Source organism: Leptolyngbya subtilissima AS-A7, assembly GCF_039962255.1.
GTDB lineage: Bacteria > Cyanobacteriota > Cyanobacteriia > Phormidesmidales > Phormidesmidaceae > Nodosilinea.
This window is the reverse complement of record NZ_JAMPKY010000016.1, coordinates 1-26,458: the sequence shown is the minus strand read 5'-3', so window position 1 is coordinate 26,458 and position 26,458 is coordinate 1. Positions and strand designations below refer to the sequence as shown.

The following is a 26,458-nucleotide window of genomic DNA, read 5'->3' as shown; positions in this document are numbered from 1 at the left end:
GCTGTGGTCCCACTCTGACCCATCCCGAACTCAGTCGTGAAACGCAGCTGCGGCGAAGATAGTGAGGGGGTTGCCCCTTGTCAAAATAGCTCGATGCCAGGTCCTTACTTGAAAAAGCCCCGCTCCCTTTTAAGGGAGCGGGGCTTTTTGCATTGGTTCATTTAAATGATTAGTAGGCGTAAGCAAGGTTTAGGTTAAGACAACTCATTTCATTTGATCCAAATGCTGCTTGTACTTAGAGTGGTGAAGGTTTTTTTGGATATATGTTCAGTGAGTTTCATGAAGCAGGTTCACGTCCATGAAACCTTGGGCTAACGTTTAGATAGCCCCATCTATATCACTGTTGTAACTCGGATCAATGTCATGGTAACTGCACTATCATCCCCTCGGACAATCGCTGAATGGCTTGGCCCCGAGGCTGAATTGCTGCTCAGCTATGAAGCCAAGGTGCCGAAATCTACTCTACATTTACCAGGGCCAGACTGGGTTGATCGCATCTTTGCCCAGAGCGATCGCAATCCCCAGGTCCTCCGCAGCCTGCAACAACTCTACAGCACAGGCCGCCTGGCAAATACTGGCTACCTCTCCATTCTGCCGGTAGATCAAGGGATTGAGCACTCTGCTGGGGCCTCCTTTGCGCCCAATCCCATGTATTTTGACCCGCAGAATATTGTGGAGTTGGCGATCGCGGGAGGCTGCAACGCTGTCGCTACTACCCTTGGAGTTCTCGGCAGCGTGTCGCGCCGCTACGCCCACAAGATTCCCTTTATTCTTAAGCTCAACCACAATGAGTTGCTCACCGCTCCTAACCGCTTTGACCAGGTGATGTTTGCTGATGTTGAGCAAGCTTGGAACTTAGGTGCTGTCGCTGTGGGGGCAACCATTTACTTTGGTTCAGATGAATCGACTCGGCAGATCCAAGAAGTCAGCGCTGCTTTTCAGCGGGCCCACGAGTTGGGCATGGCAACCATTCTCTGGTGCTACCTGCGCAGCAGCTCCTTTAAGCAGGATAGAGACTACCACCTCGCCGCCGATCTGACTGGCCAGGCCAACCACCTGGGCGTCACCATTGAGGCCGACATTATCAAGCAGAAGCTGCCTGAGATCAACAACGGCTACGGAGCTGTGGCCAAAGCCCTGGGCCAGCCCTACGGCAAAACCATCAATCGCGTCTACAGCGAACTCACCACTGACCACCCTATCGACCTTACCCGCTATCAGGTGCTCAACTGCTACGCCGGGCGCATGGGGCTGATCAACTCCGGCGGTGGTTCTGGCGACAATGACTTTGCCGAAGCCGTACGCACCGCTGTGATCAACAAGCGAGCTGGCGGCATGGGGCTAATTTCAGGTCGCAAAACTTTCCAGCGCGACTTCAAAGAAGGGGTGAAATTATTTCACCTGATTCAGGACGTGTACCTGTCAGATGCGGTCACCATTGCTTGAGGTGGTGAGGATGGGTTTGCCCGCACAGCTCGAAACATGCCAAAGCGGCACAGCCCAGAGCCAAAGGCGAGCCGCATGAGCAACAGGGTAGGTACTTCCCGTACCGACTTGATGATCCCTGCTGGTCCAAAGCTCACCATGCCTTGGGGCCGGATAACTCCTTGCCAGATCGAGTCAAGCCAGGAGGGCAGGGTTTCCTGCGACCAGTCGGCGGTGGTAACCTGGTCTGCCACTAGGCCAGTGGCTTCGAGCTGCTCGGCAAAGCCTTCGATGCTAGCAAAGGCTGGGTGCGACCACTGATCTAGTAGCTGGCGCATGACGGGCTTTTCCCAAGTGTTAAGGGGAATTTTGCGATCGTCCCGCTGGTTCCAGTCGGCAACCACCAGCACACCGCCGGGTTTTAGCACCCGCAGCAGCTCGCGGGCAAAGACAGCTTTATCGGGCATGTGAGGACCGGCCTCCACCGACCACACTACGTCAAAGCTGCTGTCGGGGAATGATAGCGCCATGGCATCATCCACCTGAAACTGGGCGGAGACTCCTGGTGGGGTAAGCTGCTGGGCACGACGCACCTGGTTAGGGCTAATGGTCACTCCAGTTACCGCAAAGCCATAGTCGCGGGCAAGAATACGACTGCTGCCGCCAATGCCGCAGCCCACATCTAGCACCGTTGTGCCCGCTGGTAAATGGTCCAGGCCTCCCCAGCGCACCATTTCATGGACAAAATCGGCCTTGGCAGCGAGAAAGCCTTTGTGGCGGGGCGGTGAGCCATAGTGGCCTAAGTGAATATGCTCGCCCCAGTAGAACTCTAGAATGCCGTCTTCGGTCCACTGATCGTAGGAGTTGGCTACGGAGTTAGAGGACTCGTAGCGGCGGGGGGTAAGGAGGTAGAGGGCTCCGCCTCCGGCCAAGAGGGCGAGGAAAAGACCAACACCGGTGACTGTATTCATCAAAAATGAGACCGCTACGTTGAGGTTTGTATGGCAATTGTCTCTGTATTTTGACAACATTGCGCTCTTGGAGCAATGAATTGAGGGTAAGCAGATTTAATTTGGCCTTAGACCGAACTGGGCTGATGGATGCGAGGGTTGAAGCAGGTAATTTGATTGCGGCCTGATTTTTTAGCTGCGTACAGAGCCAAATCGACAGCGTGGAGCAAATCGTCTGCTTGGATAGCATGATTAGGGAAAGTGGCAACGCCGCCAGATACCGTAGTGCGGATGTCCGTCCCGTTCCAGGGCAAAGCCGAGACGTTGAACTCCTGCCGAATGTGGTTAGCCCGTTGTATCCCGCTCTCTAGGGTCGCATGGGGCAAAATCAGCAAGAATTCTTCTCCGCCCAGGCGGTAGGCGGTCTCGCCCTCTTGGATCTGTACCAGCAGAATTTGGCTGAATGCCTGAATCAGCAGATCGCCAGCCTGGTGCCCAAAGGTATCGTTGACCCGTTTGAAGTAATCAATATCGAGCATGATAAACGCTACGGAATAGGCATTCTGGCGAGCCTGAAGGAGTACCTGAGGCAGAGTTTCGTGGAGATGGTGGCGGTTAAAAAGCCCGGTGAGATGATCTCGACTGGCCTGGGTTTTAAGTTTGACCTGGAGACCCTCGATCTCTTGCAACTGGAGACTGAGACGGGTATTGGCCTGGCGTAGTTTTAGCTCCGAGAGGTACTGTTGGGTGGTGTCGTGCAGTACCAGCAATCGCCCGTGGATTTTACCACGGTAGTCTTTTAAGGCGGAACTTTGCACAGTGATATGGCAGGTGTTGTGGGAGTCGGTCCAAAGACAAAAGGGCGTTTCGGTGCCTTGGTCGTAGTGGTGCAGGAACTCTGGAATGTCGGATAGGGCAATGTGGATGGATCTCCCCACAGCGCTGCCCTTGAGCCTGGTCAGCGATCGCCCCTGGGGATTGATATCGATAAGTTGGTGCTCCAAATTCACTACGATGACGCCGTCATGCAGGTGCTCAATTAGCGTTTCGCGGGCGATGGGAATCGCCTCGAACACTCCCATGCGAAATAGCCCCCAGAAACACAGCAGCCCCGTAGCCATAAACGACATCGGGGTCAGGTTTAGGTCTGCCGGGGTGAGCTTAAGGGAGTAGAGTGTGCCACCTAGGTAGGGGAACAACGCCCCCGCCAGCAGCCATCGCGCCTGTCGTTGGTGCAGCGGCCCGCCACTGAGGGAGGCCCGCCCCAGCAGATGAATCCCCCACAGGCTATAGAGATAGAGGCAGGCCAGCACAAAAGCATAGCCAGGGCCATGGCTGTAGATAGCGCTATTGCTGGGTGGGGCCGCCAGCACCACGTCTGCCCAGACCCACCGATGCCAGGTGTTGGTGGCTACCAAGGCGATGTTGATCAGGGGCCAGAGGCTAAGCAAGATTAGCCGGCGCCGGGCAAAGCGCGATCGCCCGTGGACGTAAGCTTCGGTAAAGAGCACAAAGAAAATGATGATGCCGCCTGTGCCCACATATTCCAGCGTGGACCAAAAGATTTTGTTCGCCAGGCCAATCGACCCAGCCTCCATGGCCGCTACCGCTGCGTAAAAGGTCGCCGCCGCCATCATCCACGAGAAATACTGTCGCGCCAGGGTCGACCCCCGGCGATGCCAAGCCATGCTGGTGACCAAAGCGTTGATCGCTGCCGCCAGTGCCAGGATGCCAACTTGAAAGGTCATCTGAACATACATGGTGGGCAACTGTGTCCAGAGTCAAGGGTGAATACCCGAGGGTGCCCACTAAATCCAGGTCTTGATCTCGCTGTCTCCGGATTTCCCAATCAGCACCTCGCTTCGTACAATTGATCGGTGAAATCTTAGGCTCTGTGAAATCTCAGACAATGACCCTTCGTGATAACCAATCGTACCCCAAATAAAAACCCCCGGCCGTAGCCGGGGGGAACCCCATCAGGAGACGCCTATTTGACGTTTAAGCTAAATTTAAGCCGCCCTTTTAGCGCTTGTAATTAGGTTATCGAACCGAGCGCTGTATGGGGAGAGCACCACCGCGAATTTACGGAAACAACACGGCGGACTTTAAGAAAGGCTTACAAAATCTGGGTGTTCCTACAGGAATCCGTGGGTTGCTCAAGCCGACTTCCACGGGGCTGACTTCACCACCGGTATGCTGCACCCGCAGTAACTTGAACAGTGCTGTGCTGATTAACACCATTCTGCTGCGGGCTATCCTTGAAGAAACCGAGATCACCAGAGCCGATTTTTCGAGGCAATTTTGGATGCTCCCTAGCCCAGTAGCTTTGCTTGATGGCGGCAGTAGTAAATTCCAAAACTAGAGCGGCCACGCGAGATGCTTTGAGCTACGGCTGTGAGCGAGTGGTGAGGACGAGGACGGCGATCGCCACCAAAAACCCCACATACCCTCCTACAAAAAGCCACTCCTGCCAGGTCCCCTCCATCACTGGCCCTCTCCAGTCTGAGAGAGGCGATCGCTCCATTGGGCAAGCCACTGCTCCATCTCCGTGGGCAGCGGACTGCGGAGGCGGTTCGCTACCTCAATACAGACGTGGCGAGTAACGGCCCTGGCCGCTGCTGTATCCTTGAGCATTAGCTGATATTGGATTTCAAAGCTGCTGTCGTCTAGACGGGTGGGGGTGAGGTGAATTGTGACGCGATCGCCGCATCGCAGCGGACGTCGGTAATCCATGCTGGTATGGACAATGGGATAGGCCAGGGTTTCAGCTCGAAAGAATGCCCCCACATCCAGCCCCGCCGCCCCCAGGGAGGCTTCATAGGCGGCATGGCACATCACCAACTCGTTGGCAAAATAGACCACCCCGGCCCCGTCAGTTTCGTGAAACCGCACCTGATGCTCAAAGACGTAGCCCATAGCGAGCGGCTATCCCAATCTCTCTAGCAGCAACCCAACCAGCAGCGCCAATCTAGCTGGCATTGGGCTGTGCAGGGCGGAAGGGATACTCAGTGGGCAGAGCAGTTTCGGTTTCTGCTGCCTTCGCAGTCCCTTGACCTAGAGCCAGCATCGGGTTGTCGATGATCTCCAGCAGGTTGGCTACACCATATTCAAGGACCTCAACCGGATCTACTGCAACCCAACCTTCGCCGGTGAGCTGACGCAGCTCAAAGTGTAGGTGAGGGCCGGTGGAGGTACCAGTGCTGCCTACCAAACCAACCACCTCGCCCTGCTCCACCCATTCCCCAGCCTCTACAGCGAGCTGAGAGAGGTGGGCGTAGCGAGACTCAAGCTTGTCGTCGTCATGGCGCATGATGACGGTCAAGCCGTAGCCGCCCAAAAAATCTGATACTGAGACGCGCCCAGCCCGAGTTGCCAGCACCGGAGTGCCCATGGGGGCTGCAAGGTCAGTCCCTGAGTGGAAGCGCCAGCTTTGGGCGACGGGGTGCATCCGCCAGCCAAACAACGATGAAATTGATGCGGGCACTGACAACGGAAACACGTATTCTTCGTTGCCGCGCCGCAGTACGTTGAGGGGGCGTAGCTTTTCGTTGAGGGCTTCTCGGCTGACGATGGTGGTGCTGCCTAACCGCACTCCTTGGGAACTGACGGCAATGGGGCCAACCCGAATTTCACCCTGACCAGCGCTGGCAGCGCCAGCACCTTGGGAGGCTGAGGCGCTGGCAGCGCCAGCGCTGGAGGCACCACATGCCGCACTGGGGCTGCTTTGCCCTGCGGCGACGGTAATTTGGCAGCCGCTAGAGCGTTCTGCAAAGACCACATTGGGAGAGCCGCCGGGTCGAGCTGCGGGAGCCTGGGTTGCCCCTAGGCTGTAATCGGTGGGGTCAACAAAAACACTGTTGTAGCCTGCAGGCACCGACTCATCGGCGGCGATGGCTTCGGGCACTACGGCTTCCGGTACTACGGTGGCGGGGGCTTCTGCAGGAACTGGCTCGGGGGTACTAACCGCGGCGGGAACCTCAATTTCAACTGCTTCACCGGGCGTAGCGGCAATAGCGGGCTTCAGCAAGCTCTCTGCCATGGTGGAGGCCGTAGGGGTGGCCGGAACAGTAACGGTGATAGCCGCTGGGGGCGGCGGGGGAACCGGAGAGAACATCGGCGAACTCGCTGGAGGGGGTGATGTCACAACGGCTGAGGTAGACGGGCGCTGAGGCGTAAACTCAGGCTGTGCTACGGAGGGTGCAGGCAAACTTAGAGTCGCTTGAGGGCTACTAGCCCTGTGGGCACTACTGCTATTCGTCGGCTTGAGATAGTCAGCTGAGGTTTCAACTGGCACATCTTGCTCAGACGGGTCAGGGGTGTCAGGAGTTCCGGCAATGGCTAATCCGTTTTGGGTTAGCCCCATGCCCCCCACGAGCAGTGCTATCTGTAGCCAGGCTACTGAAGGATACACTCCGGAGAGTTTATCCGCTCGAATAGACTCTGTGTTATTTCTTTTCACCATATAATCAGCCGCTACGCATTGTAGCCCAAAGTTACTTTACCTGGTTCAATATCCAGCGTCTTGAGCGCTGGCGCCTCGCCATGGGCAGCTGCTAGGCGTACCCGCAGATTACCCGATGGCGCTATTCCGATGACCTCTGCCGCTTTACCTTCTACGATCAGACCCTGACCCAAGTTAGCTAGGCGAGTTTGGTAATCGATTAGAAAGGCGTCGTCTCCCTGGTTTTGCCAGTGGAGATAGCCCTGCATGAGACCGTAGAGGGCGATCGCGGCCAGGCCCTCCAAGGTATTCAAAGGGCCAAGGGGCAATTCCGGTTGAATCAGCGCCTGAATCGAAGTGCCGGTTTCGGGAACTGGATTAAACCCATTTAGCCCCAAACCAATCACCACGGTTTGTACCCGGCCGCTCTCTAAGTGAGTTTCGGCCAGCAGACCGCCCAGCTTTTTACCGCCTGCAACCAAATCGTTGGGCCATTTAACCTGCACCGGTAGCCCCAGGTTGGCCAGGCTGGTGGCCACACCCCAGGCACTGGCCAAGGTGAGGTATGGGCTACGAGAGGCCGGCAAATCGGGCTTGAGCCCCAGCGACAGGTACAGCCCTCCGGGAAGAGACTGCCACTGCCGCCCCCACTGACCTCGCCCAGCCTGCTGGGTGGTTGCTATCAGCACTGTACCCGCCGGAGCGCCATCGGCCATCATGGCCACCAGCGCTCGGTTGGTAGAGTCGATGTGCTCGGTCCAGTGAAGGTGAAAACGAGGGCGCAATGCCTGATAGTCAGGCATTATCCCCAGATTTTTGGATGGCTGTAGGAGGGCTTGGCGAAGTCGGTCTAGGTTCACCCGCTAATCGTCCTAGAATTTTATGTAGAAATTAGGATAGGTCTTTGACTAGTACTGATTACGCTACCACCCCAGGAAATCTGCGGAGATGGTTAAGGGAACTACAAAATAGAACTTGATAGAACGGCGCTGCAACTTAACGCTTTCTCTACATTGGCGGTTTCTGCGTTGCCGGATAGAGTTGGGAGCGCTATGGCAGCGTACAGGCATACAACCGCCGCGGGGGGCGACATGGCAAATTGGCATTGGCAGACTTGGCAAGGGCAGGCGTTTCTCACCTGTGATCTACTTCAACCTTGGCCCCACGGCTTTTTTACCCGACAGTTTTGGCCCCAAACTCCAGAGACTCTGACAGCGGCCCTCGACGCAACGGCGACGGTGCAGCGAGTGAAGCAGGTTCATGGCAACCGGGTGCTAACCTCTGCTGATCTGCCAGTTCCCGATTCAGAGGAGAAGGCTGAGGCCGACGGTCTGTTGAGCGATCGCCCGCTTCAATCCCTCTGGGTCTGCTCGGCAGACTGTAGCCCGGTGCTAATCGGCGATCGCGCTACCGGCCAGGTCTCGGCTATCCACGCGGGCTGGCGGGGCACGGCCCAGGCGATCGTGCCGGTGGCGGTGGGCAAGCTGCAGGCCCAGGGCAGCCGGTTGGAAGATTTGGTGGTGGCGATTGGCCCGGCGATCGCGGGGGATGTCTACCAGGTTTCTGTGGATGTGGCCGCAGCGGTGGGGCGCACGATTATGTCTCAGCCCAGTGATAACGACGAAGCGGTGGTGGCAGACCTGCAACGGCGCGAAAATGCTCCTGTGCTTGAGGATGACGCCCCCGGCAAGGTACGGCTAGACGTGCGGCTGGCGAATCGATGGCAGCTCGAGCAGCTGGGGCTGAGTCAGGAGCAGGTGGCGATCGCACCTTATTGCACCTTTCAAGAAGCAGACCGCTTTTTCTCTTACCGCCGCACGGGAGAAAAGCAGGTGCAGTGGTCAGGGATTGTCAGCCAGGAGCCAGGGGCATCCAGATAACCGCTTTCTAAGGCAACCAGGTGGCCTGGAGGCCGCTAAAGGGAAACTCCTCTGGATCGGTGACTGTAGGCATGCCAGAAGCATCGCTGGCCTCGGCTTCATCTGCACTTGGCGTAGTGTTGGCACCTTCTGCAGATTCAGCGGCGTCGAGGGAGACCGCTGGGTGAACCAGAGGTAAGTTCCAGATGATAGGCGCACCGGTTTCGCCCTCGGGGGTGGTTTGACCATCTAGGTCAATCAGGAGCGATCGCCCGTCGGGGGCCACGCTCATGTGAATGCGCTGCTGCTGAGGCAGGCGCAGCAGCGGGTTGGCCTTGCCGTTGGACAAGGTAATGGCCAGCAACAGTGGTTGCTCAGCGTAGGCGTCTTCCGACTGCAAAGTATCAGGATCCGGTGGAGCCTGGACCAGCTCACTGGCCAGCACGTAGAGAACCTGGCGGGTGGGGTCGAATTGGGCATCGAGAATGGCCCCACTCACCTGCAATAGTTCTTCTTCTAGGCCCTGATTGGTAACTAAAAACAGCGATTCAGTAAAACGCTTCTTGGGGTCATCTTGGTTGAAATTGACCATGGCGGCAGCCGAACCATCGGCGGCCAGATCGAGCACTCGCCCGTAGTTGGGCAAAAAGTCGAGAGGCTGACTGGGGCCGCGAGCTTTCTCTGAACCTTTTTCTGAGCCCAGATCGATAATGGCGGTGCCCTGGCCCTGGAGCAGCAGCAGCGACTGGCTGTCGGGGGCAATTAAGAAATCGCCGCCGGGTTCGGTTTCGATCGGCTGAGGATCTGACCCCTGACGCACTACCCAGGGACCAAAGTCGGCGGGGTTTTGCTGGTTGACCCGCTGCACCACAATGGTTTGCCCGTCGGCGGAGAGGTCAAACTTGAGGTTTTGGTAGGCGCTGTTGTCGAGCACCAGGGCGGTTTCCCCCGATGGAACGACTTTCTTCTGGGGCCAGAGCTGCTGCCATAGGGGCGGGCGCTGGGCGGCAAAGTCGATAGGCGGGCGGGGCGTGAGGCCCGTGGTGACGGTGTAAATTTGCTGGTTGAGCAGGCTACCGGCCTGGCTAGTGTCGCTGGCCGAAAAGAGCACCTTGTCGCCCAGTGGGTAGGGCTTAAAGGTCATCACCGACAGGTTTTTTGGGGTTAGAATAGTGCGCTCCTGGCGGCTTAAGTCGGCCAGCACTAGGCGATTGGCTTCGTCACCCTCGGCCCCAATGTATAAAAAGGCGCGGGGGCGAGTTTCAAACTGGCTCTGAAAGGGCTCAAATCGGCTAGAGCCATCGGTGGCTGCGGCGTAGCGATCGCGCGCGCCCTTCAACCTCACGCTGAACGTCTCCCCATAGGGTAGTGGTTCAGTCAGAGTGTAGGCCATGCGCCGTCCTGCCCAGCTCACCTTGCCCGGCAGGGGCGGGTCTAAAGTGAGGTTTTGTTCCACGCTAGCCACATCCATGGGGCGGCTAAAGGTGAGCAAAAAGGCCTGGTCTTCGGCCCCCACCTGGCGGTCTTGCCAGGTGAAGTCGCGCACCCGCGCCGTGGCGTGGTCGCCCGAGAGTATCAGCAGCCCCAGGGCCAGCGAGAGACCGGCAATGATCATCGTTGCCAGGCGATCGAGGGGTTGGGAGCGAGAGCGGCGAGAGCGGCGACGGGCCATGGCTAATATTCGTAGGGGGTGCGGGGTTCAGGGATTTCGGTCAGGGTCGGGTCGCCAATGGCAAGCTGGCGTTTGCCGTCGAGGGTGCTGGTTTGCATCTTGCCCTTGACCTCAAGCCAGGTGTCGGGGGCGGGCCGGGCGGTGCCAGCGGGCAGCTCTACCGGCAGGCCGACGGGGTATGCATCGGCGGCGCAGCAGGTGAGCACAAACCGCGAAATCATCACAAACTCGTCGGGCCAGCCGGGAATATGGGTGACAAACCCGCTTACCTGGGCGGTCTGGCCCGCGTAGGCGTCGGGCTCGGGGTAGACGTTGAGGGTACGCACCCAGTCGACAATGGTGCGCTCCTCAGACTCGCCGCCGAGGGAAAACCGCTGGGGCCGCGATCGCGTTTGCCCCAGCACATCGGTAATACCTCGCTGAAAGGCGGTCTCACTGGCAAAGGGGCGTGGCGTGTAAACCAACCCAAACACGGCGATGGCAATCAGCAGAGCCACGCTAAACTGTCGCGGCAGCAGAGCCGTATGTTCTTGACTGCGAATGGTTTGCCCGGTTCCCTGGCGGTAGCTAAGCCCCACCTGTACTAGACGGCTCACTCCCATGGCCAACAGCAGCACCATGGCCAGGTGAGCCAGCCACATGTAGTCGGGGTGCAGCAGAAGGTAGAGTTTACCTGTCACCGTAAAGCGCAGCAGCATTAGCCCCCACAGCAGCAGCATGGCGGCATCTACCAGAGCCTGCCAGGGCAGCGATCGCCGTCTAGAGGTGCGCAAACCATTAGAACTAGGCGTTGAGGTCATAATTGCCAGAAGAAAATAGGCATTCGCAACGTAAAAAAACGGTTCACTCGTTACACCTTGATCCTTAGCTGTACCCAGCCAGCAGCTTGGGGCGTCCTTAACTGGTGTAGAGATTCATCACCAGAGCCAGCAGGAATACCAGCTGAGCTGCCAGCACAAACAGATAGAGAATGGCCCGCCCCTTAAACACCGTCAGCAGCAGACTGATGTTTTTGAGGTCGATCATGGGGCCAAACACCAAAAATGCCAGCAGGGAACCGCTGGTAAAGGTGGAGGCAAACGACAGGGCAAAGAATGAATCGACCGTCGAGCAGATTGACACTACCCAGGCCAGGGCCATCATCGCCACAATCGAGGTCACGGGACCCTGGCCCAAACCTAAAATGACCTCGCGGGGAACGGCGACTTGGACAAAAGCGGCGATCGCACTGCCGATCACCAGCACCGCTCCCAACTCCCGCAGCTCTAGCACCATGTTGTCAACCATCATCCGCAGTCGAGTGACCATGGGCGGCGCGGCAACGGCTACCTGAGCTAGCACCTGGGCGGGTGGAGCGTCGAGCTGTAGCACCTGCCCTGGTGACTGCATTAAAAAGGTGCCAGACCTTAGCAGCGGTGAAACCTCCGCCTCCGCTGGGACTGGTGTGGCAGGCTCAGGCTCCCCCATCATGCGGGTGAGGCTGTCCTGCAAAAAGGGCCGCACATCGGCTTGGGCGCTAAAGATTAAGGCGATGGTCACCGCCACAATCAGAGTAAAGCCCACTCGCAAAAATACAATTTCGGGCTGGTCGCGAAAGGCAATCCAAGTGGCCCAGAACACCACCGGGTTCACCGTGGGGGCCGCTAGCAAAAACCCAATCGCCACCGCCGTCGGCGCGCCCTTGGTCAACAGCCGTCGAGCCACAGGAATGTTGCCGCACTCACACACCGGAAACAGAAAGCCAATTAAGCTACCTGCCAGCGCCGCTAGCACCACGTTTTTAGGAATAACCGCCAGCAGCTTTTGCTCATCGACAAACAGCAGCAGCACGCTGGAAAACATCACCCCTAGCAATAGAAAGGGCATGGCCTCGACCAGCAAGCTAAAAAATAGCGTAATGCCGTTATTGAGTTGGGTCATAGAGCCAGCCTATGCAGGAAAATTCTCCCGGTGGGTAGTTACCCCCAGGCAGAAGCACATTTTAGCGGATCTTGTTGCCTCCTGCCCGTGGCGGGGATCGCCTATTTTATAGCATTTCTGCCTGTCACTATCGCTGGAGCCGAGGGAAGCTTAGGTATGAAGCCTAAGATTAAGTAGACAACCCTGTCAGCCTGCAAGCTAGCGATTCAGCCAGCTACAGAAACGCGATCGCCATGCGCACGTTGGTTTCTATAGTCTGTTCTGGTTCTATGATCAACAGGTTTTCTCCCGTGTTGAGAGAATTTCGAGGGGCCGTCCAGGGCTCCAGGCAGTAGTAGTCTTTGCCTTTCACTGTCCAAAACACTAGCTTGGTGTAGTCGCCACTCCAGGAGAGGGTGAGCCGTCGCTTGAGGTGGTGGTCAGTGACCGTAGCGGCTGAAGCTGTCAGGTTCTGAAAAGCCAGGTCAATTTCGTCTTGGCCAAAGTCAAAGCTGCCCCCAAAGGTTTCAACCCCGCCTGTCGAGTGGTTGCGGAATTCTGTTGAAGGAATTTCAAACTCTAGTTGGGATTTATCTTCTACCAAAAAATAAGGGTGCAGCCCGGTAGAAAAAGGCATGGGCCGAGCCGAGAGGTTGGTGAACTGCTGCTGCAACTCTAGACTGTGACCCCGCAGCTTAAAGGTGAAGGCCAATTTGAACGCAAAGGGATATTGCGCTAGGGTGGCCTCGCTACTGGCGAGTTCTAGAGTGAGGCTGGCCGACTCAGTCACATCCTGCTGAGTCATCTGCCAAGGCAAGTCGCGGGCAAAGCCGTGCTGCTTCAGGCTGTAGGTCTGACCATCTAGCTCGTACTGGTTGTCGGGCAGATTGCCGCAGATGGGAAACAGGATGGGAATACCGCCCCGCACCGATAGCTCAGGATTGGCGAAGCGATTGCCATCAAAATAAAAAATATCCTGCCCCTCTACCTGCCAGCGGGTGGCAATGCCGCCACGATCGGGCACCAGTTCTAACCGGGTGTCGGTGTCAGTATCTGACAGCACATAGGTGGAGTGGGGATCTGCTTTTAAGGCAACGGCAAACACAGGGCACCTCAGGGGCACAATGCCTAGACGTTACCACAGCTCTCTGTCATCCAGCGCTTTGGCCACAGCTGTTTATGGGCTTTTTACTAGAGCTATAAAGTCGCCAGCGGTGCGTTATTCACCTGCGGTAGGAATTGGGGTCTCGGGTATGGTATCGGACCAGGCGTCGACCTCAGCATCATCCGTCAGAACGGTGGGCTGGGGCGCAACCAACGGTGCTGTCGCAACGGGCTCAACCTTCACCCGGATGGGGGGAGGCAACGGTACTGGAACCTCACTGGGGTGGCTCTCAGAAGGCGACTCGTTCTGAACGGGCTCCCGAGCGCTTTGCGAAGTGCCGCCGCTGCGTTCGGGCGGCACAGGCTTAAACTCCTGCTGCTCTGGTGAAACCTTAGGTCCCCACTCTTCCAGGTCGCCCTCAAACTCAACCTCCATCTCCAGGGATTCTGGCACAGCAGGAGAGGATTGATCTGTTTCTGGTGCTATCTCTAGAGCCGGTGCAGGCTGCTCTACGTTGGTAGGCTCACTGCTGTCCTCAAGAGCCTCAGGGGTATCCGAGTCCTCGGCAGGATCAGCCGAATCTTGCAGGATGTCCCTGAACTCAGTCTCGTCCTCCAGTTGGTCTTTGGGCTCCGGCGCCGGTTCGGCCTCCAGCTCCACCGGCAGAACGTCCTCCGCATCGGGTGACACAAAGGGGCTGCTGGGGTCGCTGACGGCTTCTGGCGGTGCTTCCTGGGTTTTAAGGTCAAGCACAACGGGTGACTTGAGCGGTTTGTCAAACTGCGATGATGCCTGTTCGATGCGCTGGAGCACCTGCTGACTGTCTTTGCCGCTGAGGGTTTTGGGATGAGAGTCTTGTACTCGCACCGGCACCAACTCAACCCGCATCTGATCGTCTTTGAGCCCGACTTTGAGCACCGCTGAATCCTGGTTCTCGAGGGGCTCGTCAGGACGAAATACGAAGTCGCCCAGGGAGTAGGCAATGGGCCGTCCCTTATAGATCTCACCCCCCTGAATCACGGTGGGATGGTAGCCCACTACCACGTCGGCACCCTGATCAATTGCCAGGCGGGCCAGGTTGGTCTGCATGAAATTGGGTTGTTCGCCCAGGTGGTCAACCCAGCGAAAGTTCACGACAATCCAATCCACCTCGTCGCGCAGGGCTTGAATGTCGGCAACTATTTCGGGCATGTTTTGCGCGTTAAACCCAGCCCTGTCTTTAAAGGCTGTGGCAGTCTTAAAGGTCTCCACTTCCTTGGCGATCGCTTTGTCGCTGGCCCCGGCGCGCTCTTTGAGCACATCGGTATCGTGGGCTGCGTTGTTCCCCCCCATGGCATAGCTCAGATAGGCGATGCGCTTACCCTTGACATCGAGCACCTCCGGGCGGCGGGCTTCGAGGGCGTTGCGCCCGGCACCAATGCGGTAAAGCCCTTTGCTGTCTAGAGTGGTGAGGGTTTCGTCAAGGCCCTCAGCCCCGTAGTCCATTAGGCTGCTGTGGGTGAGGTTGACAACGTCTACGCCGCTATTCACTAGCAAATCGACGGCATCGGTACGGGTCTGCTGCCGCAGCCCCTCCTGAAGGTTGGTGGCCGCCGTCGCTAGAGGGGTGGCCAAATTCACCAGGGCCAAATCAGCTTGGCCATATTCGACAACGTCAGCAAAGAATCCTCCAGGAGCCGTAAGGCTTTCTGGAGCAATGTCCTCCAAAGAAATGTCGCCTCCAAACAACAGGGTGACGTCATCGGCAGGAGCAGGTGTGACAGCTTGATGGGTGATTACGCCCACGGGCTCAAGGGCCGTATCGACCACCGTAGAGCGGTTGCCATTGCCACCGGCTGCATTTCTGGCGGGGGCAGAGACAGGCCTGCCTTCGCCAGAATCCCTGAGGGCTGTGGGGGCTACTGGAGCACCTTGATCTAACTCCGTCTCAGGCAGCACCTCGGTCTGGGCTGAAAACTGAGGTAGTGACGGCGACGGCGCAGAGACGATCACTTCGAACAGACAGCCCATGACGAAGGCTGCTACCGCCGACCCCGACAACACAAAAGCACGTAGGGTTTGTAGACGCTGCCGCGACAGCGTTTTAGTCGGGCTTGGGCGCGGCGGCCGAATTTTGGGTGGCATGGCCAATGCGGCCTGGCGCTGGGCCTGGGCCTTGAGTTCGCTCTGGCGGCGCTTTAGGGCCGGGGTGACAATCTTGACGCGCTGCTGCCAAAGCACTCGGCGGTGCCCTAAGGGGCGAGCAATCACCCAAATCCCTTCGATTAGCTCTGAATTGAGCAGCCACACGCGGTGACACAGAAACCGCAGCAGCCGGTCTTTAACCGGTGGCTGCCGAAATTCCACCACTAGCTGTAGGCAGCCGGGGCGATCGGCTTGCACCTGCACAAAAATACCGTGAGGAGTTAGGGGTTGATTGAGCCACAGGGCAATGTCGCGAAAGTATCCTGCCGCTGCCCGTTCTTTCACTGAGGGCGGCTGCAGCAGAGGCCCCTGGGGCAACACCTGTGGTTGAGGAGGAATAACCGCGCTAATCATAAATGTGCAGGGGTAACAAGGTGGCAAATGAAAGGCGATAGATCGTCCCTAGAACACTCCGGCTAAAGGGCGAAACTACCACGGCAAATGCGATGCCCCAATCATAGTGCAGACTTGAGGGGGCGGCACATCTGTACTGAGATCGCCTTAACGACCCCAGCAGGCCCCCGATGACAATCTTTTGCCCCTGTCGATACAGACCGGAGAGAGGCTTCCCCATAATCTGCTAGTGTCTTATTTTTACGAATGCTTGCCCATGTCCACACCACCCCTGAGCGGGCGCGACCTGCTAAGCCTGAGCGATCTGAGTGTTGATGAGCTGCTAGAGCTTTTGACCTTTGCTGCTGAGTTGAAGGCTGGTAAACACCATCCTCAATTTCCTCAAAAGGTGCTGGGTCTCCTGTTTCGCAAGGCGTCGACTCGCACTCGCGTCAGCTTTTCGGTGGCCATGTATCAGCTAGGTGGACAGGTGCTCGATCTCCATTCTGGGGTGACCCAGGTGAGCCGGGGTGAGCCTACCAGTGATACTGCCCGAGTGCTCGATCGCTACTTAGATGTGGTAGCCATTCGCACCTTTGACCAGGCCGAGATTCAAGAATTTGCCGATTACGCCTCAATTCCCGTGATCAACGCCCTGACCGATCTGGAGCACCCCTGCCAGATCTTGGCCGACCTGCTGACTATTCAAGAAGAGTTTGGTGCCCTACAGGGATTGACCCTGACCTACCTAGGTGACGGCAACAACGTCGCCCATTCTCTCCTGCTGGGCTGTGCCATGGCGGGGATGAACGTGCATATCGCCGGGCCGGAGGGCTATGCGCCAGACCCAGCAATTGTGAAGCAGGCCAACCAACTGATGCAGGGCAATGGCTACGTGCTGATCACCACCGATCCTGAGGCCGCCGTCAAAGATGCTCAGGTGCTCTATACCGATGTCTGGGCCAGCATGGGCCAAGAATCTGAGGCGGGCCAGCGCTTACCAGTGTTTCAGCCCTACCAAGTCAACGATGCCCTGCTAGAAAAAGCTAGCCCAGAGGCGATCGTGTTGCACTGTCTGCCGGCCCACCGGGGAGAAGAGATTACCCACGAGGTGATGGAAGGCGCTGCCTCTCGGGTTTGGGATCAGGCCGAGAACCGGATGCACGCTCAGAAAGCGCTGCTGGCCAGTGTCCTTGAGTAGATTTGGGGTGGAAGAGAGTTGTCTGGGGCAGCGGTGAGGTAAATGACGGGAGAGGGCAATAAGGACGTTTCTGAAGTGCTTCTGTCCCTATCTTTGTCTCTCCCTGCGGGGCGCCTAGACTAGATTTAAAAAGTGCAGCACACCCTGACCGCTTAGGGCCTCGATCGCAACAGCAAAGGCAAAGCCCAGCATGGCCATCCGTCCGTTGAGGCTTTCGGCGGCGCGGGTGAAACCCCACTCGCGGGTTTCAGATGGGTTGGGGGTGTTAGGCATTGATCTCTTTTGTAACGCTTTGTTAAGCATTATAGCGAGTTAGCTACGGAGTCATGGGGTGAGTCACGATATTGCTGCCGATGGGGCGAGGGTATGGCGCTATCCGCCGCCGCTCAAGCCGGGCGATCGCCTGCGAGTAATTGCCCCCAGCGGTGCCCTACGAGAGTTAGAGAGCTTCAACCAGGGCATAGAGGTTTGGCGCAGCTGGGGATTTGGGGTAGATATCAGCCCTGGCACCAGGGAGCAGTGGGGTTACCTAGCTGGGTCAGATGACAACCGTCGCCACCAGCTGGGCAATGCCTTAGCAGACCCTACCTATAAAGGCATTCTCTGCGCTCGGGGGGGCTATGGGGGCACTCGGCTGTTGGAAGGTTGGCAATGGCCAGCGATGTCGCCCAAGTGGTTGATTGGTTTTTCTGACATCACCAGCCTGCTGTGGAGCTTGAGCAAGCAGGGGATAGTTGGCGTGCACGGGCCGCTGCTGACCACCCTGGCGACGGAGCCCGAGTGGTCGCAGCAGCGGCTTAAAAATTTGGTGATGGGCCACGGGTTGCCCGCGCTGCATGGCGAAGGCTGGAGCCAGGGCATGGCGGAGGGCCGGCTGTGGCCCGCTAATCTGACGGTGGCGACCCACCTGCTGGGCACGGCCCACGAGCCCGATCTCACTGGCGCAATTTTGGCTTTTGAGGATGTCACCGAGGCCCCCTACCGCATCGATCGCATGCTGACCCACTGGCGCCTAGCAGGCAAGTTTTCTCAGGTTAAAGGCATTGCTCTGGGGCGGTTTAGCCGTTGCGAGCCGCCCGACGGCGTGCCCAGTTTTGCGGTAGCCGAAGTGCTGCGCGATCGCCTCGGCGATTTGAATATTCCAGTGGTGGCCAATTTACCCTTTGGCCACGACGGCGATAATGCCGCTCTGCCAGTCGGAGCGATGGCCCGCTTGAATGGCGGTGCAGGTCGCCTCGAAATTCTGCCAACGGTTTAGGCGTTTACTGTCTGGGCGTCTTTAGAATGAAGTCACGTTTTAGGTACAGCCGTGGTTCCTCTTCATGATGACAACCCCACCACCATTACCCCTGTAGTTACCTACGGATTGATCGGGATTAATATTGCCGTATTTGTGTTTCAGCTCAGTCTGTCGCAAGAGGGTATTGACGGCTTCTTTGACGCCTGGGCACTGGTGCCGGCCCAGCTGACCGGGAGTTTTCAGGGGGCGCTCCAGGCACCGATCTACGAGTGGATTACCCTACTCTCCTCTCAGTTCCTCCACGGCGGCTTTTTTCACATTGGGGGCAACCTGCTCTATCTCTGGGTGTTTGGCAACAATATTGAAGACCGGCTGGGACACATCAAGTTCTTGATCTTTTATCTGGGTTGTGGAGCTTTAGCGGGGCTGACCCAATGGATTTTTGATCCGTCCTCGGCGTTGCCAACTATTGGGGCTAGCGGGGCGATCGCCGGGGTGATGGGGGCCTATATTCTGCGGTTTCCCCGGGCCCGGATCGTCACCTTAATTCCGCTGATTATCATTTTCACCACCGTTCGGATTCCGGCGGTTTTTTTCTTGGGATTCTGGTTTGTGCAGCAGGCGCTGTTTAGCATCGCTAGCCTTGGCAGCGAAGCGGGTTCGGGTGGCGGAGTAGCCTACTGGGCGCACTCAGGAGGGTTTGTGTTTGGGCTAATTTTAGGCCCGCTGCTGGGGCTGATGGGCGGTAAGGTGCGATCGCCTCGTCGATAGCCGTGATTTCACTGATGCCCAGGGGCCCAAACTGTGGCGGCGGGCTGCTGGGGTGGTAACTTCATAAAGTTCTCGAGTAAGCTAGGAAATTATTTGTGAGTTTATTACTGATGTCGCACAACAGGCTTGAAAAGCACTAGAAGGGCATTGGGCACCACGGCTGGTGAACTTGCCCTTCGAGGGTTCCTGACCATCATCCTGATTAGCCAACTTTACATAAAGGTACGACTATGGCGGAAGCCAAGATCCTTGTTGTCGATGACGACCCCGCAATTCGCAACCTAATTCATCGGTTCCTGGCTAAGCAGAACTATGAAATGGAGTCGGCAGAGGATGGTAAGAAGGCTCTGGCGGTGTTTGAGCAGTTCACCCCTGACCTAGTCATTCTCGACCTCAACCTGCCCGACACCAACGGCTACGACCTGTGTAAAGAGATGCAGTCGCGGACTGGAGTGTTTGTGCTCATGCTCACGAGCCGTACCGACGAGTCGGATAAAATTCGAGGATTTAACGAAGGGGCCGACGACTATCTCACCAAGCCTTTTAGCCTGGGTGAGCTAGAGGTGCGGGTAGGCGCTATTCTCAAGCGCCAGCGCCCGGTCACGGCGGCAGAACAGCAGTGTCTAACCTTCAACAGTTTGGCCATTGACCCCGTGCGGCGAGAGGTGATGCTCAACGACGAAATGGTACCTCTGACGGCGCTGGAGTTTGATCTGCTTCACTTTTTGGCCAGTCATCCCGGACGCGTGTGGCGGCGGGCAGAGCTGATTCAAAAGGTTTGGGACTACGACTACGTCGGCGATCAGCGCGTGGTAGATGTGCATGTTGGTCAGATTCGCAAGAAAATTGAGAAAGACACGACCCAACCGGCCCTAATTCAAACGGTGCGGGGCGTGGGCTACAAATTTGAGCCGCCAGGCACCGGGGAAGAGGCGATCGCCGGTTAGCCCGCCTCCGCCCCTCGCACCTGGTTGCGAAAGGTCCAGGCCAGCTTGAGTACTTTGGTCCAGTTGCGCTGCACTTTTTTGGGCGTCCAGCCCAGGGTGTGGGCGATCGTCTCATCGGTTAGGGCGGCGTTGCCGATCTGCTGCTGTTTGAGGTCGAGAAACCGGCGGTAGTCGGAGGGCAAGGTAGTCAAGAATTCGCCCCACTCCGTCGGCGTCATCCCTAACCGCGCCTCTAGGTTGGCTCCGAGCCATTGGTGCACCAGCTGCCACTCGTGCTGCTGAGAAAATTTTTCGACGTGGTATTTGAAGCGCTGCTGGAGATAGTCACGCTCCCGGGCCGAGAGACCTAAGATGTCGTCGATTTCTGCGGCGGAGCAGTCCTTTAGCTTGAGCACCAGGTAGTCGACGCAGTCAGTCTGGTTTTGGTCTTTGAGGTATTGCATCAGGGCATTGATGACGCGATCGCGCATCACTCCATCGCCAGGGTCATTGACCTCAGCCATCATTTTTTCGCGCACCTGCTGCACCACCGAACTGCGGGCATGGCTTTCGGCGGCCTCAGTCTTGGCCCCCTCGCTGACTAGAGCCATATCTACCGAGGTCTCGGCGGGCTGGCGACGGCTAAAGGCCTGGGCGCGCAGCACAATTAGCTGCTGGCTGCCCCCCCGCAGATTGATGCGCCGTTTGGCATACTGCTCGCTAAAGGCCATATACTCCGCCAACTCCAGCCGGGTGCGGGGGGTATAGGTAGCCGGTAGCTCATGCTCGCGCCGAAAGGCGTTGAGCACTTCTATGTAGAAAATCTGCATGAAATCTTCGAGCAGGGCATAGCGACCCTTGAACCCTAGATGGCTACCGTGGGGAGCCACATGGCGGTAGACAATGGCGCTGAGGCTGCTGTGCAGTTCTACCCGACCTCGGTTAGAGCCCATGTCGTAATAGGCCAGGCATTTGCTCACCCGGTGGCGCACTAGGGCCGTCTGCCAATGGCTGACATCCCCCGATGCTTGGATGCGATCGCTCATGGCGCAGATGCGCTCAATTTCTGCCGTGAGCCGCTGCATTACCCCGTCTATACCCCCCAGCCGACGCTGGAGGTGAGCCATAAACAACTCTTCTACCAAGGTGGCAATGGGGGCTGTGCCGTTAGCGTCGGGCTGGGGCAATGGTTCTGGAGGCTGTGGTGTAGTCCCAGGGGACAGTGGGGGCATGGCTAAGCAGGTAGATGCGGTCTTCATAGTTACCCAATCCTAACAACGACACTGAAATCGGGAAGGGCCAGCCGGGACACTCAGTAAATTGGTGAATTCCGGGCCGGTTGCTATGTACTCCCGCTTCAGCCGCGGAGATTTCCCAAAGCATGTGCCAGCACCGAAAGCTGCCCGCCCTCGCCGCAGACCATTCGCCGCCGGTTCGCCAATCTGATGAGCCTTAGAAAATTCTCTGCCTGCTTTAAATTGCCGAACCTGAAAAGCTCTGTTTTGTAGAGGTTTCAGCCTCTTCTACAGCCATTCAAGGCGTCGAGCGCGGGCTTGATTAACGCAGGCGATCGCGATCGCCTCGGGCCGCCTAAGATTGACTGATCGAGGTGCCAGTTGCCCAGTTGCCCCCATTGGCAGTGGCTTAGCCAGCGGCAGTTATACAGGCTGAGCACCCCAGTCTAAAGCGGTTTCCCACCCCAGGCCCTTGCGAATCATCAGGGGATTCTCCCCCTCCATATCTAGAATGGTCGAGACTTCGTAGGCCAGGGGGCGATCGTCGTCGATCACGATATCCACCAATTTTTCGAGCGTATCGAACATCGTCATTTTGTCCAGGGGACGTCCTTTGGTCGTCTCCGGCAGCAGTGTCAGGGCTGAAGTCGAAATAATAGGATTTTGCAGCGTTTCGACCAGAGCCAGGCAAATGGCATGGTCGGGTACCCGAATGCCCGTAGTGCGCCGCTTGGGATTCATTACTAGGCGGGGCACCTCCCGTGTGGCGGGCAGCAAAAACGTAAACGGCCCCGGAATCAGTCGCTTAATCAAGCGGTAGGCACCATCACTGACGATCGCATAATCGGCAATGTTAGACAGCGAGGCGCAGAGGAAGGTGAGGGGTTTGTCGTTGGCCAACTGCTTGATCTGGCGCACTCGCTGCACCGCCCCGCGATGGTTGAGGTCACAGCCAATGGCGTAGACTGTATCGGTGGGGTAAAGGGCTACCGCCCCCTGCCGCAGCGCCGAAACAACGGCCTCTACTTTGCGGCTCTGCGGGTTGTCAGGATGTAGTTTATAGGTTGTTGCCATTGCCCCTGTCCCCGCTGCGGTTGCTCTGTTGAAAACCCTAGCTTACCTCGATTGCCCCTCGGGCATTGCTGGCGATATGTGCCTGGCCGCCTTAATAGATGCCGGCGTGCCGCTATCGTACTTGCACACTCAACTGGCTACCTTGGGGCTGAGCCATGAATTTACCCTCACTGTAACGCCGACCCATCGTCAGGGGTTACGCGCGCTCCACGCCAAGGTCGCGCTGACCTCGCCTCCAGGGGAGCACCGCCATGGAGACCATTCCCATAACGCGGGGGCTGCCGAGCACGACCAGGGTTCTGGAGCGGCGATCGTGCCCTTAACTACCACCCGCAATTTGCCTGCGATCGAGCACCTAATTACCCAGGCCCCCCTGCCCGATCGCGCTCAGCGCTGGAGTCTAGCCGTGTTTCGTTGCCTGGCCGAGGCCGAGGCAGTCGTCCACGGCATTGCCTTAGACCAGGTGCATTTTCATGAAGTCGGCGCGACCGATGCCATTGTGGATATCGTCGGCACCTGCCTAGGACTCGACTACTTGGGCATCGAGCAGCTGTTCTGTTCACCTCTGCCCACCGGGCGGGGGCGGGTGCGAGCCGCCCACGGCTGGCTGCCCGTCCCTGCCCCTGCCGTCCTCAAGCTGCTGGAACAGCGCCAGGTGCCGATTTACAGTAACGGCCTCGATGGGGAACTGGTAACCCCGACCGGAGCGGCAATCGTCACTGCCCTCGCTGAATCCTTCGGCGACCCTCCTGCTATGACCCTACGCTGTACTGGGCTGGGAGCCGGAGGAAAAGAGCTGCCCGTTGCCAATGTGCTGCGTCTGTGGATTGGAGAAGCGGCCTCCCCAGCTACTCCAGTAGCTGCGGTAGTACAGTCAGCACCAGCCGGAGTTCCCTATGATTCCGACACCATTACCTTGCTTGAAACACAGGTCGACGATTTGGTGCCCCAAGCCGTAGGCTACCTCTACGATCGCCTCCTAACCGCTGGTGCCCTGGATCTGTTCACCCAGCCTGTAGCGATGAAAAAATCTCGGCCTGGGCTACTTATTACAGTGCTCTGCCGCCCCGAAGACGAACCCCACTGCACAGACATTTTGTTTGCCGAAACCTCTACCCTGGGCATTCGCCGCCAAACTCAGCAGCGGTGGGTGTTGCCTCGCCATACAGAGACTCTTGAGACTCCCTACGGCCCAGTGGCTCTGAAGCTGGCCTATCACCCTCGCACCCAGGCTGTGCTCAATGTCCATCCCGAGTATGAAGACTGTGCTGCCTTGGCGCGCCATCACAACGTTCCTTGGCAGACGGTGCACCAGACGGCACTCAGCCTGTGGTATCAACAAACTAATCAGGAGCGCTAGCTTGTGGGCCTAAGCCTGCTCGCCAAGGTTTAGCTCATCTATCTCTTCTTCACTGAAGTGGTCTTCTTTCCCCGCCACCAGATCAGCACTTGTCAGTACATCGGGACGCACCTGGTTCAGCTTTTGGGAAAAAATTCTGAAAGCGTCTAGCCCCTGGCGTTCGGCGAGAAATAGGGCTTCTGGCCTCTGGTCACGCTGGGTCACCTTCACCAGGTTGTACTCCGTGTTATCGCCATAGATGGCAAACGTAATTTGAAATACCTCCAAAAAGTTAATCACCCACTGACATTCGCTACGGGGGAACTGCTCGTAGTAGCGAATTAGGCTAGCGATTCTTGTCTCCAGATAGGGGAGCGTCTGACGCGAAACCAGCACTAGCTTCAGCAAAATAATTGCCAGGGTGAGGGCGTTGCCTTGGGATAACACCATCGAAAACAACGGCGAAGGCCGTTCCTGATCCTCTGTCATTAAGTAGTCAACGATCCGATTGCTGGTGCGCAACACCAGCGATGCATCCCAAGGCTCATAGTCGGACTCCGTGTAGAGGTCGACTAGCCGTGCATCTAGCTTTTCCTGAATCTGTTTAGAGATTGGGTTGCCGCTGACGGTATAGAGCAAATAGCGAGTCAGGCTTTTCTTAAAATCACCGTAGCTACTCTCTTTAATCTGTTCTAAAAACAAGCGCGCTAAGTTTTTGTAGCTAAATTCGCCCCGTCTAGCCACAATTGCCTTGACTAGGCGAAGAGCACTATCTCCCAACGCTGTGGGGTTGGCTACGGGGCGATCGCGGTTCTGTCCCGACTGGCTATGGGCCGTATACATAGCCAAGTCAAACTTAAATTTGTCCTTCAGTCGGCGAGAGAGGGCACGAGCGGCCTGGCGCTGCTCGATAGGATTATTTTCGTTGACGTACTGGGGCACCAGCAGGTACGGAGTATAGCGAGCGGTCCAATCATCGGGGCGGTTTAAGGTGCGCTCCTCAGTGTAGCGAGCCGCGAACAGCCTAAGTTCTTCAAAATCCTCGCTCTCAAGAAATCGAAGAAGCCAGTGGCGCAGTCGCTTAAGGGTCGGCGATAGGGTGCGACGCTGGATTAGAGGATCAGAGAATAGGTCAACCAGATCCTGAATTGCGTCAAACTGACGGGCAACTTCCCAGTTGTTGACGAGAATGTAACAACAGCGCTTAATGGTGTTACGAAACTCTAATTCGTTGTTGGCAAACAAAATGACGTGCAGCGCGGGCAGCGTCTGAGAGCTAACCGAATCGGTGTGATGGACGAAAAGATGACGAAACTCCTCTAAAACGTCTTGAGGATGCCAAATTTTGACGATTTCTAGCAAAAAATCGTAGATAACCTGCTGTGCTTGAGCCAGCGATAACCCAGGTCGAGCCCCATACTCGTTTGACTCCATTGAGGGATATCTAGACACGGCTTCCCGAGACACTGGTTGGTAGATTCGACCCATGATTACCGGAAGTAATTTGGCAAGCGACCTGAGTCAGCTATTTGTGGAACAGCAAAAGCGCTTACTAGAGAGAGCGATCGCTAGACTCTCTAGACCTTGATAGTCAAACGCTGGCTAAACCTATGCCTTAGCAGGCCTAGCTACTCACTAAATGCTTAAACAATCCAAATCCGATAAATTCCAGACCCGATGAACCCGATGGTAGATGCATGTCTCGGTGTTATGCCTTTTACGTCAGCTAGCTCTTTATAGGAGAACATAGCCATTCGTGCAGCACTTAAGATGCCTAAGGCTCTTAAACAACACCTAAAGATCATTTGTGTAAAGTAGCACAGCACAATACTGTCTTCAGCCTAATCAGCTATTGTGCCTAGTTGTAACCAGAACATATTCCGTTGACCTCTAAACGGAGAGCTGGCAAACAATTTGAAGTCTTTAACCTATGCCGGGCAAGTAACGCCATAACTTCTTAGGATAGCTACTCGGCTTGGTGATATTGGAGAAGGACTCTACAGGGAAACTTTAGAAAAATATTACAAGCATTGTGACCCGCTGGATCACGGTCCAACTAGCGAGCATATTGGCTCTCGTTGGGTAGAGCTTGCTTCATTACTAGGAGTGGTATGGGGGCGGAGGGGCTCGAACCCTCACGACCGTTTAAGGTCAACGGATTTTCATTCTCCCGCAGCTTTCGCTGCTGCCTGGATTGGGCAAACCCGAACCAGGTTTTAAGAATTGGACCCTCCCTTTACCCTCGACTAAACGTTAGGGTAGCTCCCGTCGGGCCTCTGCACCTTCCGGCGGGTTGATTCGCCGGCTTGGCTCAGGATTGCCGTGTCTAGCACCGAGAGAAGGTGTAGGCCTTACCCAAAGCTAAAGTTAGGTTTCCCTGAGTTTGAGAGCTTCCACTTAGCAGATTTCTCCACTAAGGCTCAGTTTTCTAAGTCCGTAGCGTCTACCATTCCGCCACGCCCCCAAAATTGTCCCAGATAAGCGCAGGACAACGCAGACTCTATTGCACCACCAACCGTACTGGATTGCAACTCCCTATCTCTCCAAGGACGTAATCGGTTATTTTCTGCTCGCTTTTATTTAGGAATATGTGCTAATGTAACGATAGCTAGAGTGACAACTCAGCAACATACTTAGCACATTTACCTGGACTAATACATCATGACCACGACTCTACAGCGGCGCGAGAGCGCCTCCCTGTGGGAGCAGTTTTGCCAGTGGGTGACCAGCACCGAGAACCGCCTGTATGTGGGCTGGTTCGGCGTGCTGATGATCCCTACCCTGCTAGCTGCTACTGCTTGCTT

Annotated in this window: 21 protein-coding genes, 1 rRNA gene and 1 pseudogene; 9 read left to right on the top strand and 14 right to left on the bottom strand. The window is 56.8% G+C overall.

Annotated features, from left to right (window positions below):
- Both rrf and NC979_RS25050 read left to right on the top strand, forming a co-directional pair.
- A 5S ribosomal RNA gene (rrf, locus tag NC979_RS25490) occupies positions 1–102 on the top strand; the annotation flags it as partial.
- Between the two features lie 261 nt (positions 103–363).
- The gene (locus tag NC979_RS25050; RefSeq protein ID WP_190517006.1) at positions 364–1,446 is read left to right on the top strand and encodes a class I fructose-bisphosphate aldolase; all 1,083 of its coding nucleotides are present in this window, start codon (positions 364–366) and stop codon (positions 1,444–1,446) included.
- Here NC979_RS25050 and NC979_RS25045 read toward each other — a convergent pair.
- From NC979_RS25045 to NC979_RS25025, 5 genes are all read right to left on the bottom strand, one after another.
- Positions 1,407–2,396: a methyltransferase domain-containing protein gene (locus NC979_RS25045; RefSeq protein ID WP_190517004.1), complete on the bottom strand. Its 990-nt coding sequence runs from the start codon at positions 2,394–2,396 to the stop codon at positions 1,407–1,409. The genes NC979_RS25050 and NC979_RS25045 overlap by 40 nt on opposite strands.
- Before the next feature lie 107 nt (positions 2,397–2,503).
- Entirely contained in the window at positions 2,504–4,123 is a 1,620-nt protein-coding gene (locus tag NC979_RS25040; RefSeq protein ID WP_190517002.1) for a sensor domain-containing diguanylate cyclase, read from the bottom strand.
- A 736-nt stretch (positions 4,124–4,859) separates the two neighbouring features.
- Positions 4,860–5,291, bottom strand: coding sequence for an acyl-CoA thioesterase (locus NC979_RS25035; protein WP_190516997.1), 432 nt, complete (start codon positions 5,289–5,291; stop codon positions 4,860–4,862).
- 52 nt (positions 5,292–5,343) lie between these two features.
- Entirely contained in the window at positions 5,344–6,837 is a 1,494-nt protein-coding gene (locus tag NC979_RS25030; protein ID WP_348253816.1) for a M23 family metallopeptidase, read from the bottom strand.
- An 11-nt stretch (positions 6,838–6,848) separates the two neighbouring features.
- Entirely contained in the window at positions 6,849–7,619 is a 771-nt protein-coding gene (locus tag NC979_RS25025) for a biotin--[acetyl-CoA-carboxylase] ligase (RefSeq protein ID WP_190516995.1), read from the bottom strand.
- 288 nt (positions 7,620–7,907) lie between these two features.
- Here NC979_RS25025 and pgeF point away from each other — a divergent pair, with 288 nt between their 5' ends.
- On the top strand, positions 7,908–8,696 hold the full coding sequence (gene pgeF / locus NC979_RS25020; RefSeq protein ID WP_190516992.1) for a peptidoglycan editing factor PgeF: 789 nt from the start codon (positions 7,908–7,910) through the stop codon (positions 8,694–8,696).
- Positions 8,697–8,703: 7 nt separating this feature from the next.
- Here pgeF and NC979_RS25015 read toward each other — a convergent pair whose 3' ends face one another.
- The 5 genes from NC979_RS25015 to NC979_RS24995 all read right to left on the bottom strand — a co-directional run bounded on the left by NC979_RS25015 (position 8,704) and on the right by NC979_RS24995 (position 15,889).
- A complete protein-coding gene (locus NC979_RS25015; RefSeq protein WP_190516990.1) occupies positions 8,704–10,347 on the bottom strand; it encodes an Ig-like domain-containing domain in 1,644 nt (547 codons plus the stop codon).
- Between the two features lie 2 nt (positions 10,348–10,349).
- Positions 10,350–11,147 (bottom strand): TIGR03943 family putative permease subunit, encoded by a 798-nt coding sequence (locus NC979_RS25010; protein ID WP_242023942.1) that lies wholly within the window; start codon positions 11,145–11,147, stop codon positions 10,350–10,352.
- Positions 11,148–11,244: 97 nt separating this feature from the next.
- Positions 11,245–12,267: a permease gene (locus NC979_RS25005; protein ID WP_190516987.1), complete on the bottom strand. Its 1,023-nt coding sequence runs from the start codon at positions 12,265–12,267 to the stop codon at positions 11,245–11,247.
- A gap of 214 nt (positions 12,268–12,481) precedes the next feature.
- The gene (locus tag NC979_RS25000; protein ID WP_190516985.1) at positions 12,482–13,351 is read right to left on the bottom strand and encodes an aldose epimerase family protein; all 870 of its coding nucleotides are present in this window, start codon (positions 13,349–13,351) and stop codon (positions 12,482–12,484) included.
- A 114-nt stretch (positions 13,352–13,465) separates the two neighbouring features.
- Positions 13,466–15,889 carry a CapA family protein gene (locus NC979_RS24995; RefSeq protein ID WP_190516982.1) on the bottom strand — a complete coding sequence of 808 codons (2,424 nt, stop codon included), beginning with the start codon at positions 15,887–15,889 and terminating at the stop codon, positions 13,466–13,468.
- Between the two features lie 256 nt (positions 15,890–16,145).
- On the opposite strand from NC979_RS24995, the gene argF reads away from it, so the two are divergent.
- Positions 16,146–17,069: an ornithine carbamoyltransferase gene (gene argF, locus NC979_RS24990; RefSeq protein ID WP_190516979.1), complete on the top strand. Its 924-nt coding sequence runs from the start codon at positions 16,146–16,148 to the stop codon at positions 17,067–17,069.
- Between the two features lie 114 nt (positions 17,070–17,183).
- Here argF and NC979_RS24985 read toward each other — a convergent pair whose 3' ends face one another.
- Complete coding sequence (locus NC979_RS24985; RefSeq protein ID WP_190516977.1) at positions 17,184–17,342, bottom strand: chlorophyll a/b-binding protein; 159 nt, start codon at positions 17,340–17,342, stop codon at positions 17,184–17,186.
- A 58-nt stretch (positions 17,343–17,400) separates the two neighbouring features.
- On the opposite strand from NC979_RS24985, the gene NC979_RS24980 reads away from it, so the two are divergent.
- The 3 genes from NC979_RS24980 (at position 17,401) to NC979_RS24970 (ending at position 20,027) form a co-directional block, all read left to right on the top strand.
- The gene (locus tag NC979_RS24980; RefSeq protein WP_347403908.1) at positions 17,401–18,327 is read left to right on the top strand and encodes a S66 peptidase family protein; all 927 of its coding nucleotides are present in this window, start codon (positions 17,401–17,403) and stop codon (positions 18,325–18,327) included.
- 51 nt (positions 18,328–18,378) lie between these two features.
- Positions 18,379–19,080 carry a rhomboid family intramembrane serine protease gene (locus NC979_RS24975; RefSeq protein WP_190516974.1) on the top strand — a complete coding sequence of 234 codons (702 nt, stop codon included), beginning with the start codon at positions 18,379–18,381 and terminating at the stop codon, positions 19,078–19,080.
- Between the two features lie 230 nt (positions 19,081–19,310).
- Positions 19,311–20,027 carry a response regulator transcription factor gene (locus NC979_RS24970; protein WP_190516972.1) on the top strand — a complete coding sequence of 239 codons (717 nt, stop codon included), beginning with the start codon at positions 19,311–19,313 and terminating at the stop codon, positions 20,025–20,027.
- On the opposite strand, the gene NC979_RS24965 is transcribed toward NC979_RS24970, so the two are convergent.
- A complete protein-coding gene (locus NC979_RS24965; RefSeq protein ID WP_242023941.1) occupies positions 20,024–21,265 on the bottom strand; it encodes a hypothetical protein in 1,242 nt (413 codons plus the stop codon). The genes NC979_RS24970 and NC979_RS24965 overlap by 4 nt on opposite strands.
- A gap of 399 nt (positions 21,266–21,664) precedes the next feature.
- Positions 21,665–22,315: an L-threonylcarbamoyladenylate synthase gene (locus NC979_RS24960; RefSeq protein WP_190516970.1), complete on the bottom strand. Its 651-nt coding sequence runs from the start codon at positions 22,313–22,315 to the stop codon at positions 21,665–21,667.
- A gap of 28 nt (positions 22,316–22,343) precedes the next feature.
- On the opposite strand from NC979_RS24960, the gene larC reads away from it, so the two are divergent.
- Positions 22,344–23,675, top strand: coding sequence for a nickel pincer cofactor biosynthesis protein LarC (gene larC / locus NC979_RS24955; RefSeq protein WP_190516967.1), 1,332 nt, complete (start codon positions 22,344–22,346; stop codon positions 23,673–23,675).
- Between the two features lie 9 nt (positions 23,676–23,684).
- Here larC and NC979_RS24950 read toward each other — a convergent pair whose 3' ends face one another.
- On the bottom strand, positions 23,685–25,088 hold the full coding sequence (locus tag NC979_RS24950) for a hypothetical protein (RefSeq protein WP_242023944.1): 1,404 nt from the start codon (positions 25,086–25,088) through the stop codon (positions 23,685–23,687).
- A 1,227-nt stretch (positions 25,089–26,315) separates the two neighbouring features.
- On the opposite strand from NC979_RS24950, the pseudogene NC979_RS24945 reads away from it, so the two are divergent.
- Positions 26,316–26,458 (top strand): annotated as a pseudogene (locus NC979_RS24945) (photosystem II q(b) protein); the annotation flags it as partial.